Annotated in this window: 11 protein-coding genes; 3 read left to right on the forward strand and 8 right to left on the reverse strand. The window is 57.6% G+C overall.

Going from position 1 to position 12,605, the window contains the following annotated elements; translation table 11 throughout:
- Positions 1 to 69: 69 nt before the first annotated feature.
- From HGP31_RS10520 to HGP31_RS10535, 4 genes are all read right to left on the reverse strand, one after another.
- Positions 70 to 1,035, reverse strand: a complete 966-nt coding sequence (locus tag HGP31_RS10520; protein WP_083348670.1) for an FAD:protein FMN transferase — start codon at positions 1,033 to 1,035, stop codon at positions 70 to 72.
- Complete coding sequence (locus HGP31_RS10525) at positions 1,025 to 3,199, reverse strand: PepSY domain-containing protein (protein ID WP_168757653.1); 2,175 nt, start codon at positions 3,197 to 3,199, stop codon at positions 1,025 to 1,027. The genes HGP31_RS10520 and HGP31_RS10525 overlap by 11 nt, the downstream gene beginning before the upstream one ends.
- A 25-nt stretch (positions 3,200 to 3,224) precedes the next feature.
- Positions 3,225 to 3,695, reverse strand: coding sequence for a DUF2271 domain-containing protein (locus HGP31_RS10530; protein ID WP_083348672.1), 471 nt, complete (start codon positions 3,693 to 3,695; stop codon positions 3,225 to 3,227).
- Between the two features lie 92 nt (positions 3,696 to 3,787).
- Positions 3,788 to 4,111: a PepSY domain-containing protein gene (locus HGP31_RS10535; protein ID WP_083348673.1), complete on the reverse strand. Its 324-nt coding sequence runs from the start codon at positions 4,109 to 4,111 to the stop codon at positions 3,788 to 3,790.
- Positions 4,112 to 4,243: 132 nt separating this feature from the next.
- On the opposite strand from HGP31_RS10535, the gene HGP31_RS10540 reads away from it, so the two are divergent.
- Positions 4,244 to 4,903 carry a response regulator transcription factor gene (locus HGP31_RS10540; protein WP_083348674.1) on the forward strand — a complete coding sequence of 220 codons (660 nt, stop codon included), beginning with the start codon at positions 4,244 to 4,246 and terminating at the stop codon, positions 4,901 to 4,903.
- The gene (locus tag HGP31_RS10545; RefSeq protein WP_168757654.1) at positions 4,900 to 6,234 is read left to right on the forward strand and encodes a HAMP domain-containing sensor histidine kinase; all 1,335 of its coding nucleotides are present in this window, start codon (positions 4,900 to 4,902) and stop codon (positions 6,232 to 6,234) included. Before HGP31_RS10540 ends, HGP31_RS10545 begins: the two co-directional genes overlap by 4 nt.
- Positions 6,235 to 6,799: 565 nt before the next feature.
- On the opposite strand, the gene HGP31_RS10550 is transcribed toward HGP31_RS10545, so the two are convergent.
- The 3 genes from HGP31_RS10550 to HGP31_RS10560 all read right to left on the reverse strand — a co-directional run bounded on the left by HGP31_RS10550 (position 6,800) and on the right by HGP31_RS10560 (position 9,908).
- Positions 6,800 to 7,603 (reverse strand): 2OG-Fe(II) oxygenase, encoded by an 804-nt coding sequence (locus HGP31_RS10550; RefSeq protein ID WP_083348676.1) that lies wholly within the window; start codon positions 7,601 to 7,603, stop codon positions 6,800 to 6,802.
- A gap of 75 nt (positions 7,604 to 7,678) precedes the next feature.
- A complete protein-coding gene (locus HGP31_RS10555; RefSeq protein ID WP_168757655.1) occupies positions 7,679 to 8,488 on the reverse strand; it encodes a glycosyltransferase in 810 nt (269 codons plus the stop codon).
- Between the two features lie 418 nt (positions 8,489 to 8,906).
- Positions 8,907 to 9,908: a zinc-dependent alcohol dehydrogenase family protein gene (locus HGP31_RS10560; protein ID WP_033044893.1), complete on the reverse strand. Its 1,002-nt coding sequence runs from the start codon at positions 9,906 to 9,908 to the stop codon at positions 8,907 to 8,909.
- 109 nt (positions 9,909 to 10,017) lie between these two features.
- Between HGP31_RS10560 and HGP31_RS10565 the strand changes: the two genes are divergently transcribed.
- The gene (locus HGP31_RS10565) at positions 10,018 to 10,899 is read left to right on the forward strand and encodes a LysR family transcriptional regulator (protein ID WP_033044895.1); all 882 of its coding nucleotides are present in this window, start codon (positions 10,018 to 10,020) and stop codon (positions 10,897 to 10,899) included.
- Positions 10,900 to 11,183: 284 nt separating this feature from the next.
- Here the strand turns inward: HGP31_RS10565 and HGP31_RS10570 are convergent, their stop codons facing one another.
- Entirely contained in the window at positions 11,184 to 12,374 is a 1,191-nt protein-coding gene (locus tag HGP31_RS10570; protein WP_042955806.1) for a cation:proton antiporter, read from the reverse strand.
- Between the last annotated feature and the right edge of the window lie 231 nt (positions 12,375 to 12,605).

Consider the following 12,605-nt stretch of genomic DNA (forward strand, 5'->3'; position numbering starts at 1 on the left):
TGTTTAACAGGACTCCCTGTCATTAGGCGGTTCACGTCGAACGGGTTCCGAGCGGGCCGGCAATCGGCGTCAGCGGGTTTCAATTTGCGCCTGCAACTGGCCGCCGACAATGGATATTTCTTTGAATTGTTCACCCTCGCGCAGCACGAACAACGCGTCCATCCCGCGTTCCTGAGCCAGACGTGGGCCCTCGGTTTCGCCCAGGACCATCAGCGCCGTGGCCCAGGCATCGGCGAGCATGCACGAGGCTGCCACCACGGTGACGGCGGCGAGCGGGTTGCACAGCGGCGCGCCAGTGGCCGGGTTCATGGTGTGAGTATAGGACTGACCCGCCACGTCGACCCAGTGTCGATAGTCCCCGGAGGTCGCGATTGCGGCATCGCTGAGTTCCATCACGCCCATGACTTCACGCACGCCCCGGTTGGGCTTCTCCAGGGCCACGGTCCAGCACTGGCCGTCAGGTTTGACGCCCCGGGCGCGCATCTCGCCATCGATGCCGACCAGGTAACGGGTGATGCCCAATCCCTCAAGGCAACGGGCCAGTTCATCCACGCCAAAACCTTTGGCGATGCCACTCAAGTCAAGGTTCAGCGGCACGCGTTTGCGCACCTGATTGCGTTGTGGCTCAACCACCAATGCGGCGCTGGCTAACAGCCGGGCCCGCGGCGCAATCGTGCCGATCGCCTGCTCTGTGACCGTCTGCTCCCCGGGGCCGAAGCCCCAGGCGTTCACCAGGTCACCGACAGCGATGTCGAAGGCGCCGCCGGATTGCTGACTGACGCGCAGTGCAGTAGACAGCACCGTGGCCAGTTCCTTGGGCACCGACACCCATTCCTGCTCGGGGGCGGCATTGAGGCGGTTGAGGTCCGAGTCGGGTTTCCAGGTGGACATTTGCTGGTCCACCCGGGCCACGGCGTGGGCCAGGCGCTGGCGAGCTTCGTCGGTATCGATCCCGGTCCCGGCATAAAACAGGGCGGTGTAGCGGGTGCCCATGGTTTCGCCGTTCAGGCTATAGCGCTGCAACTCAGTAGACATCTTCACGGTAGCGTCCTTGTGCCTTTAGGGTCAGCACACTCAGGTTGAGAGGCGCCAACACTTCATCAAGGGCCTGCATCACGCCTTTGGCCATCTCGCGACTGCCACACACCAGCACTTGGGCACCTTTTTCAATCAGCCGGCGCAAGGCCAGGGCATCGCTGATCAGCCGGTCTTGCACATAGCTGCGGTCCTGAGCCTGAGAGAAGGCGGCGCGCAATGCCGTGAGGCGGCGGTCCGACAAGTATTGGTTGAGCTCCGGCTCGTAGAGAAAATCCGAGGCCGGGTTGCGCCCGCCCCAATACAAGTGCATCGGGTGTCGGGCCTTGTTGTTACGGATAAACCCGGCCAGAGGACCGATGCCGGTGCCGGCACCGATCAGGATCACTGGGTGCGTGCCCGACGCCGGGCGAAATTGTGGGTTGGGTTGGATAAACGCTTCGATCGATGCGCCGATGTCCAGGTCATGAAGGAATTGCGAGCATATGCCACCGTTGTGTTTACGCACACAGATCTCCAGCACGCCGTCCTGGGAACCGCTGGCCAGCGAATAGAAACGCGGGATCGGGCTGCCCGGCGGCACAATCCCGACCAGGTCGCCGGCCAGAAAGGCCGGCAGCTCGCCGCAGGCTTTGAAGCGCAATATGTGGGTTGGCGCATTTACCTGTTCACCATAGGCAATCCGCTCTGTCAGCTCCAATGGATGGGTGCGCGGATGCTGCGGGGTGTGAACCAGCGCCAGCTCCTGCCCCAACACGTCGCCCAATGCGTGGCCCCAGCGCGCAAACTCCTGAGGGGACTGACGGTTGACGGTTTCTAGCCCCAGCAGTGGCGAACCACCGGCCCGCAACATGGCGTCCTGCACTTGAAGGGCGTACTGACAGAACTGCGCAAACTGGCGGTCGCCCATGCCCAGCACCGCAAAGGGCAGGCCGGGCTTGAGGCCGGTTTTGGCCAGTCGCGCCAGGAACTGCGAAGCCGAGGACGGCGCATCGCCGTCACCGTGGGTCGCGGTGAGGATGAACACCCGTTGGGCATTGCGGTAATCGCCCACCCATTCATTCATCGCCGCGCTGTGCACCTGATGGCCACTCTGGTGCAAGGCGTCGTGCAAGGTTTTGGCAAAGCCCCAAGTGCTGTTATTTTCACTGCCCACCAGAATCACGCTGTCGGCGCAGTGGGCAGGGCTGTTGTGGCGAATGTTCGGGCCAGCCTTTCGGCGGCGCCACCACAACAGAATGCCGGTCACGCTCATCAACGGTATGCAGAGGGCGCAGAGCCCGAGCGGTAGGCCCAGCCACCAGAGGCCTTCGCCGGTGTGCAACTGATAGATCAATTCGTAGAGGTTGTGCATCAAGTCGTGGGCTTGATAGGACAGCAAGGCACCGCTGGCCTGATCCACGTAGCCGTCGCCCTGGGCCGTGCGCAGGGAAAACACATCGCGCGGGTTGCCGGGGCTCGGGTAGACCAGCTCGCGCAGGTCGTTGAGGTCGGTGGCCTGCAAGGCTTGCAGTGTAGCCACCGGCAAGGCCGGGCCGGCGCTGACGTGGGCGGGGAAGGCGGGTTCACTTTGACTGCCGTCGGCGATAAACCCAAAAGTGGTGGCGGACATGTAGAGCCCGCTCAATGCCGACAGCAGCAGCCCGGGCAAGGCCAGTCGCCCAACTTCAGCATGCCAGCGCTGGCTGACAGTGCCCCGTAGCGGCCGCAGCAGGTTGCGCCAGCCACCCAGGCGCCGGGCGAGCAATAGCGCGCCAGACACCGACAACATCAACATGAACAGCGCGCCGACACCCGATACTCCATGGCCTGGTGAGCCGAGGAACATCGAGCGGTGCAGCTCTTTCACCCAACGCGTGAACGCGGAGGGTGCATAGGGTGCCAGGCCTTCGCCGGTCAGTTGATCGACCGTTTCAACCCCGGCCTGACCGTTCTGGTTGTAGTAGACGATGACTGTCCCGGACGCTGTGCGCTGGATCTGCTCCACGCCCGGGAAGTGATTGGCCACACGTCCGGCCAATTGGCCGACGTTGAGTTGCCCGGTGGCGGTGCTGTGCAAGTGTTCCAGCGCCGGGTCGACCGACAGGATCGCACCACTGATGGCCAACAGCATGACCAACAGGGCCGCGATCAGGCCGGGCAGGGAATGGGACTGGCGAAGCATGTTCAGCCTCCAGAAATGGCAGGTGCTACAGATCGTAAGTAAAGGACTCGACATAGGTGCTACCGGTCACCGGCTGGCCTGCGCCCTTGGACGTGAGCGGCACGCTGACATCGGCGCGTGCGTCACGTTTGTCCTCAACGGCGCTGTCGATGCGGATCTGATACCCGGCATCAATCAGGGTGTCTGCCAGTTCGACGCTGACTTTGAGCGTGCGCCCACTGCCGACACTGGCGCCGCTGACCCCGTCAAACTCACTCGGGTTCATCCCGCTGCCACGGGCCCAGTCGCCCAGGTGTTTGTAATATTTGGCCTTCTTGCCGGCTACCCAGAGGGTTTTCTGGTATTGGCCATTGGTGTCGGTGACGTAGATCGCCAGGTAGGCATCATTGCCGCTGTAGTCCTTGAGCTGCGTGGTCAAGGTCACTTCACGGGCCTGGGCCAGCCCCGGCAGGGCAATGGCGCCGGCAAGGCAGGTGGCTGCGATGATCTTTTTCATGAGGGTGTCCCTTTGATCGTTAGGTCGAGAGCCTGGACCTGCTTGCTGACAGCAACCTGAAGCGCAGGAAAAACTCATCGACAGGTGAGGCGTCATTCGGTGAGCGGGCTGCCGAGGTAGTCCCTGACATCGCCGTCGTCGCGGAAATGGATCTCGAGTGTGCGCAAACGCAGCGAGGCCGGTGAGTAGCTGGCTTCGATGGCGTTGCCTTTTCGATCCAGCCCCTTGAGCTCATAACAACCGTCGTCGACCTTGATGCGTTGCACGCTCCAGCCGTATTGCCGCTCGACCTGCTGACGCAAGGTTTCGCGCGGTTGCCAGTCGCTCACCGGGTCGCTGCAATCGTCATCGGCCAGGGCGTAACCACTGAGCAGCAAGCTCAACAGCGTGGCATTGGCAATAAAACCTGTTTTCATGATCTGTCTCCTGCCGAGGTCGGCGCCTGTGGCATACCCTAAGGAGCATTCCTGACAACCAGCTGAATCTTCAGATTCACGTCAGGTAAGGCGATTAAGGTGCTGCACGACAACCATCACAGGAGGCGCCAGATGCGGGTCTTATTGGTCGAGGACGCTCAAGGCTTGGGGGAAGCGGTGCGCGAGCAGATTGCCGATGACGGCCACGCCGTCGATTGGGTGCAGCGTCTGGACCACGCGCGCAACAGCGTACGCACCACGCCTTACGACCTGATCCTGCTGGACCTGATGCTCCCGGACGGTCGCGGGCTGGATTTTTTGCGTCAGCAACGTTCGGCAGGGGACGTGACCCCGGTGATTATCCTGACTGCCCAGGATCAGATTTCCGATCGTATCGCTGGCCTCAACGCGGGCGCCGACGACTACCTGGTCAAACCGTTCGACCTGTTCGAGCTCTCGGCCCGTGTGGCGGCGGTGGCCCGGCGCTACAGCGGCAACCCCAATCCACAGATCAGACTCGGCGACTTGCAGGTCGACATGAGTGCCCGCACGGTGTTGCGGGCCGGTGCGACGGTGGACCTGACCGCGCGGGAGTGGGCGCTGTTCGAGGCGTTTGTGCAACGCCCCAGCGCGCTGCTTTCCAAGTCGCAGCTTGAAGAACGGCTGTATGCCTTCGGTGCCGAAATCGAGAGCAATACCATTGAGGTCTACATCAGCCGTCTGCGTAAAAAACTCGGGCGCGACCTGATTGAAACCGTGCGGGGCATGGGCTACCGGTTGATGTCCGCATGAAGCCGTCTTCGAGCCTGCAAAAACGCCTCGGCCTGGGGCTGACGTTGGGCACGACCTTACTATGGCTGGCGGCGACCGTTGGCGCCTGGCTGGTGGTGCAGCATGAATTGAACGAGGCGTTCGACAGTGCGCTGGAAGAGACTGCGCAGCGCATCCTGCCTCTGGCCGTGCTGGAAATCAGCAACCGTGAAAGTCCTCGTGACGCCCAACACGTCGCCACCCTGAAAATGCACAAGGAATACCTGACGTACCTGGTGCGCGATGCCAAGGGCGAGATCCTGATGCAGTCCCACGACGCCAACCCGAAGATCTTCAACCAACAACCGGCCGAAGGCTTTTCAACCACAAAAAAATACCGTCTGTACGGCGCCAGTGCGCTACGTGAAACAGTGTTTATCGAGATTGCCGAACCTCTGGAACACCGCCGTGAAGCGGCACGTGAAGCGTTGCTTGCCTTGTTGTTGCCATTATTGGCGCTGATTCCCATCATTCTGTTGGGAACGTGGTTGTTTGTGCGCATCAGCTTGCGCAGTGTATTGGCCTATCGTCGTGCCGTGGAGACTCGTGGGGTGGGTGATCTGTCGCCGATCAGCGGGGCGCGATTGCCGGCGGAAATCGCACCACTGGCGGAGGCGGTCAATCATCTGCTGGAGCGCTTGCGCAAGGCCTTGGAGAGTGAACGCAGCTTTACTGCCAACAGCGCCCATGAACTGCGTACGCCACTGGCGGCGACCCTGGCGCAAATCCAGCGACTCCACCATGAGGCGCCCGAGGGCCCGTTGCGAGTACGTGCGGCGAAAATCGAAAACGCGTTGCGCGACCTGGCGCGGCTCTCGGAAAAACTCATGCAACTGGCCAAGGCCGAAGGCGGTGGCCTGTTGTCCGAAACGCCTCAGGACCTCATTCCGTTGCTTGCCCATGTGGTTGATGAGTGGAACAACCGCAGTGGGCACCGGATCAAGTTGCAGCTGCCAAACCAGTCCTGCTTGTACTCGACCATTGATCCGGACGCCTTTGGCATCCTGTTGCGGAACCTGATCGAAAATGCGCTGAAGTACGGGGCAGCGGATCAACCGATCGAAGTCAGCCTCACCGAACAGGCACAGCTACGGGTGGTCAATAGCGGCCCGGCGGTGCCGCAGTCGGTATTGCAGCACCTGACTGAGCGTTTTGTGCGCGGTCACAGTGAGATCAGTGGTTCAGGACTGGGCTTGGCGATTGCCAAAACCATAGTGCAGGGGGTAAACGCCAGAATGAAATTGTTCTCCCCGGCAACAGGTCGACAAGATGGGTTCGAAGTCTGCGTCTGGTTACCGCTTGCCCCATCATAAAAGACTGAGGGGCTCGCCAACGTTCTTTTATCGATGTGAATCTTGCAGCCATTACCTGGGCAGAATGGTGTTCAATGCACAGAATGCCGATGGTTTTGTTCTAAAGCATTGAGGGCGATAGAAAAATACGCTGTCTCATGCATTTGATGACAATCTGCCTTAGTTGTGAATTTGATTGAATAGATTCAATGCAGTGACTGCTTTTGGCCGATTCTGTTGAAAGAGTAGGCTCTGATTTCCACGGTAGAAAAGTACGCGCTTGAGATTGAAATCTTTACATTGAGCAGAGGATTTCGGGGGCAGATTTCGTGTAGCGGCGCGCAAAAAAACGCATTTTCAGCGGTCAGTATGTGGGCGGTCTGTAAGAACCGACTTTTTCAACAGAATCGGCCGATTGCTGCCTGCCGCGATGGGCTGCAAGCAACCCCGAAGTCGACAGTCGGTAGTGCCACGACTTAGAGCCGGAGAGATGAAAAACCTATGTCATGGCATAAATGAGTGTGGGGCATACCGGCTTTGCAACCTAACGCTAAAGTGCACGAGTTCGATCGTCAGACGAGACCGTTTAGTTTTTTTTCTTGATTAGTTTATTGATGTAGTATTTTAGGCTCAAACGATCTTTAGGCCTTGGTTTGTAGTGGGTTTTGTTTCTTTGTGTGGGATCGATCGACATGGTTGCGGCGGTGTAATAGTAAAGCGCTATAGACCTGCGGCTGATGTGCTCTGGAGTAGTCAAAGGTTCTGGGTGCCCATGATTGCTGTCTTTGTCTGTGTTGAAAATGACGCAGCGATTGTAAACGGGTAGGACTTTCTTAAGGCAGATCCTCATGCCGGCATCCCAAAGTTCTAAGTTGCCGCCGTATTCTTCTCGCCAATCTTCATTCAGATAAATAATGACATTCAGTCTGCGCTCGACGTTCAGCTTTTTGTTGAGCCTGAAGTCCGAGTGCACGCCCAGAAAACCACCGCTTTTCGTTTCATGCAGGCCGCCACCGGTAAAGTAGGGGTCGGGTATCAAACCGTGAATGCCTGTGAGATTTTCAAGAAACTGCAACATGGGCGCCGAGTTAAAGGCGTTGAAAACAGTCTTCAAAAAGGGGGCACATTCGTTGGGGCTTATTTGACGTTTTAGTTGACCTTTATAGCCGCGCTCGTAGAGCATTTCATTGTTGGTCGGCTCGATTGGGAAGTGCGAGCAGATACTCGAAATCAGCTCTTCATGCAAGAAGTTGTCGATGACTATGTGCGGAAATGGCGCAGCCTGGACATAGTGACTGGTCAAAGAGTCGCCAAAGGTGCTGGCAGCGTTTTGGTCGAAATCAAGCTCCGGGGACAGGGTGAAAGGTAGTGCTTGAGTGATGGGTGCCATTACCGCTCCAATAACTTAATATAAGACTTGTGGGGGGCTTGAAGCAGCCTTGAGCAGGCTGCGTCTGCTCGTCGCTTAGCTTTTTCTGTCATCCTTGTTCAGGCGCTTAAGGATGTTGTTGTACATTTTGGTTCGTCTATGAGTCTTGTCATAGCCGCCAGCCGCTGCGACAGTGCCGGCTTGAATGTGATCCAGATAGCTGAAGATTTTACGCGGTGATAACATTTCTACGACATAGCCGAGCTCTGTCATGCGGTCTTGAAGAGTATATCCTGGTACGCGTTCATCCATGGAGAAATGCATGTTATTTTGCTTGATAAGTTTGCAGTTCCATAATGTGCAGAAACTTTTTAAGTAGACTTCTCTGTAAGGTTTTGGCTCTCTAGAGCGTAATCCCATAGAGAGTTTCAGGTGTCTGTAATGATGTTTGAATAGTCGTGAGCTAAAGCGCCAAAGCGTTCTTGCGGTGCCACGGTTGATTTGCTCAACACAACCCACTGCCACGGCTTTCGGGTTATTCAAGCACTTATTCAACATCATTGGAAAAACATTTTTGTCGAAAACAAATGTATCTGTGTGCATCAGGAATAAATAATCAGTTTCAACTTGCTGCAAAACTAGATCCAGTGCCTTGCCATGTGCGATGTGGCCAGGTTCTGGTTCAGGGGCAGAGCGCTCGATCAAATTGATCCAATCGAGAGTTCGTAAGTAGTCAGTGCTTTCATCGGCAGAATTGTTGTCAACTACCCATATTGGGACGTTGTCGCTGCCTAGGTGTTGGTGTAATAAATCCAGGCATATCTTGGTGATTTCGGGTGTTTTGTAATTCACTATGACTATGCTGAAGGGTTTAAAACTTTCAGCTGGAAAACCCGGATTGATCATTGTTCATGTGCTCATGGTGTTGTATTTATTTTTAGAAGTAACTTAACCTGCTTCCGGCTTGTGCTTGTTCTTTCGCGAAAAATCTTGCGCGGCTATAGAGCACAGTTTGTCAGTCGTTTTGTCATGCATAATAGTCGTGGTTCACCCAAACCTGAAGGAGAGTGAATCGGACTGCATCCTATAAGGATCTGCTCTACAGGTAAATATCCATGACTTGAATCGTTATATCAGTAGGCGGTAGGCCGCATCAGTGAATGCAGCCTCAGTTGTAGACACTGGCAGGGTCAGCTCCTGGCCGTTTTCTGCCTGTCGCGTCCGGCTGAAAACGTCCCAAAGCTGACGTTGGTGACAGGCATAAATCGGCCAGTAGCGGCCGCATCCGGCCGTTTGTACTGAATGAGCTTTAGAGCACCAAGAACTATTCATTCACCAACTGGATTACCGTCTTGCCCTTGCCGCGACCTTCCGCGACCTGGCGAAACGCCTCGTTGACGTCTGGCAGCTCAAAGTGCCGTTGATCCACGCGGATAGTCAGTTGACCAGCGTTGGCCAGCGCGGCGGCCTCGCGAAGGATAGCGCCGTGGTGTTCGCGCCCCTTGCCGGTGAGCAATGGCGCTAGGGTGAATACGCCGGAATAGGTTGCACTTTTGAACGACAACGGTGCCAGGCTGTGCTGCCCCCAACCCAGGCAGCTCAGCACGTGCCCGGTATAAGGCTTCACGGCCTTGAATGACGCATCCAACGTGCTGCCGCCTACGGTGTCGTAGACGATGTCGAAACCTTCACCAGCCGTATAATGCTCGACATAGTCCTCTACGCTCTGTGCCTGATAGTCGATGGCCGTAGCCCCCAGCGAGCGAATGAAGTCGAGACTCGCCGCCGAACCGGTGGCGTAGACATCGGCACCGCGAGCCTTGGCCAGTTGCACAGCCACTTGGCCGACCCCACCCGCGCCGCCATGAATCAGCACACGCTGACCGGCACGGACATTGGCACGATCTACCAAACCTTCCCATGCGGTAATGAATACCAAAGGCAATGCAGCTGCCTCACGCATGTCGAGAGTGTGCGGCTTTGGCGCGATGAGCCGGACATCCACGGCAATGTATTCGGCCATAGTACCCTGAGCACCGCCGATCCCGCCGGGCATACCGAAGACTTCCTGGCCTTGGGTGAAACTCTCAACCGCCTCGCCCAGTTCGATGACCGTGCCGGCGAGATCAAGGCCGAGCACTGCCGGCAGCGCCTGGCGGGCGTGAGCCCCTGCGCCGGCGGCGATCTTGGTATCGAGAGGGTTTACCCCTGCGGCGTGAACCCTGACCAGCACCTGTCCCTTGCCGGGAACGGGGCGATCGATTTGGCGGACAGCCAGAGGGGCCTGGGCGGACTCGGCGATAGCGGCGAGCATGAAGTGATTCATGGCGGGGAACCTTTGATTGAGTGGACGCTTACAGATTGCCGCGCTTTCATCATTCCGATAAGAAACTAAATTTGCATATAACTTATTCCACAAAGAGGTCTAATCGCAGATGGACTTGTTCGACAGCATGCACATCTTTGTACGCGTCGTGGAGCGCGGGTCGTTTTCTGCGGTTGCTCGCGAGCTGAACATGGGGCAGCCGGCAGTGAGCAAGCAGGTTCGCGCTTTGGAGCAGTATCTGGGCGGGCCATTGTTCGCCCGCAGCACCCGGTACCTGGCCCTGACCGACCAAGGGCAACGCTTCTACAGCCACTGCCAGGAAATTCTCGGCCACCTCGAAGCCGCCACGCGCAGCTTTACCAGCGGTCAGGAGCAGATCGCCGGCCCTCTGCGAGTCGCCGCACCGGTCAGCTATGGGAGGTTGTGCATAGCACCGCTGATAGGGCCTTTCTTGCAACGCCATCCAGAGGTCCGGATTGATCTGCGCCTGAGCGATCACAACGAAGACCTGCTCAAGGAAAATATAGACCTGGCTATCCGGATTGGCGTGGTGAAGAGCGAGGGATTGGTGGCAGTGCCACTGGGTACCAGCACGCGGCGGGTCTATGCCGCGCCCACCTATCTGGATCGACACGGCCTGCCATGCGAGCCCCATGAACTGACAGGCCACAACTGCATCGGTTTCACATTGCTGGAGCATTACGACAGTTGGCACTTCACTAACGGTGCGAAAGAGCTCGATGTGGCCATCAAAGGCAACGTCACCAGCAACAGCAGCGAGGCCATTCGCGAAATGGTCCTCTGCGGCGTGGGTATTTCCCTTTCTCCAGAATGGCTCTTCGCAGCTGACGTCGAACAGGGCAGCGTTCGTATCGTGCTCGACGATTATCAGACCACCGCGCTTCCTGTCAGCGCTGTGCTCAGTCGGGAGCGGCGACGTTCAGCGCGGACGATGGCCTTCATCGATTTTCTCCGCGAGCGCTTAATGTAAAACCGCCTCGTCATCCACCGTCCGCTCTTGGTGGTCGCAGTTCGACCCAAAGCGGCCGGAGACAGGCCGCAAGATTCAGTCCATAGAGGGCAGCATCAAACGCAGGCTGATAGTCACGAATGTTGAAAGAATCGTTCGGGTCGGCATGGGCCAAGGGAAGGAGAAAGGTTGTCGTCGATGATTTTCTCGCGGGTGATGAGCGTGAGAGCCGGGTCGTTCGCAGGGTGATGCAGCGGAAAACGCAGCGGCCAGTGCAGTTCGAGATTACTGAACGAACACGGTCATCAATGATCACGACTGGCCAGCCGTGCAACCCATGGATTGGCACTCAGACCATGTAATAGCACACTGAGTAAAACGGTACAGACAGCAGTAGCCACCAAGGTACGACTTGCTTGCAGGGGGTAGGCCAATATCATGACGGCGAAGACAATACTGGCCAGGCCTCGCGGGCCGAACCAACCGATGAAGAGGCGAGTTTCGAAATCGAAGCGGGTTCCGACCAGGCTGATCAGCACGGGCAGTATGCGAATCATGGTCAGGCTGAGCACCGAGTAAAGCCAGATGTTGAGGGTGAGGCTGCTCCAGGCCCAAGGGATCACCAGTGCGCCAAATACGACCCAGGTAATGACCGATAACAGACTGGCGAACTCTTCGCTGGCCTTGAGCATCTGGTGCTTTTGCTCGGTAAACAGAAAACTTGCAAGCAACCCACCGACGAACGCGGCGATAAACCCGCTACCGCCTAGTGTTTGCGCTGTGGCAAAGCACAGGATGGCGAGCCCGGGCAGGGTCAACTGTGACCACACTGGCGTTTGCCACTGGTGTTTTACGGAGTAGCGCTGCAACCGCCAGGCGATGAGCGTCAGGGTAATACCGATGAGTGCACCGATGCCCAGTTCCTCGATCACTAACTCTAATGCCAGTGAGATAGGGGACCGTGTCTGTTCTTCGACCAGCAATGCCAAAAACATAAGCAACACTGGAACGCAGATTCCATCATTCAGCCCGCTCTCAACGTTTAACCCTTCACGCACGGACGCGGGAACCTGAGGGTTGCTCACAACCGCCTTACCGAGCGCAGCATCGGTGGGCGCCAGAAGGGTTGCCAGTATTGCCAGTTCCAACGGTGGGACCTGTGGGAACAGCCAGACGCCGACTAGCCAACCACCCGCTATGGTCAGCGGTAGCCCTATCATCAACAAGCGCAGTGGAAGCCCTTCATTGGCCCGAAGGACCTTCAGATCAGCGTTGGCCGCATCGCTGAACAGAACAATCGCCAGCGTCAGCTCAGCCAAGAACTTTAGGCCCTCCCTGTCAATCCGGAGTTGCAGAACGCCCAGGAATGCCGGGCCGAGAAGCAGGCCGGCAAGCATGAACATAAGCGGGCCATTAAGCAGGCGTGACTCGAAGCGCCCCGCAAATAGGCTGTAGGTAAGAAGGAAGGCGGCAAGCAGCGCCAAGTTCTGATACATCGACGACCTGCCTGTTAAGGGTGGGCAGATGTAGCACGCGACCTTGAAGTAAACACCTTCAGGGTAGCCCCATTTGCAGTTTCGTGGAGAACACCGGAACAATCGCAATGGTTCAGGTACCGACCCCGGACGGGGCTATCGGCTATTCGGGCCAGGCACCGATTGAAGGAATGCCTGGCAGCGGTGCGCCAAAGGGAGCGCCTACCGGGACGCTCTACAAAGAAACTGACT

This window comes from Pseudomonas umsongensis, assembly GCF_012647205.1.
GTDB lineage: Bacteria > Pseudomonadota > Gammaproteobacteria > Pseudomonadales > Pseudomonadaceae > Aquipseudomonas > Aquipseudomonas umsongensis.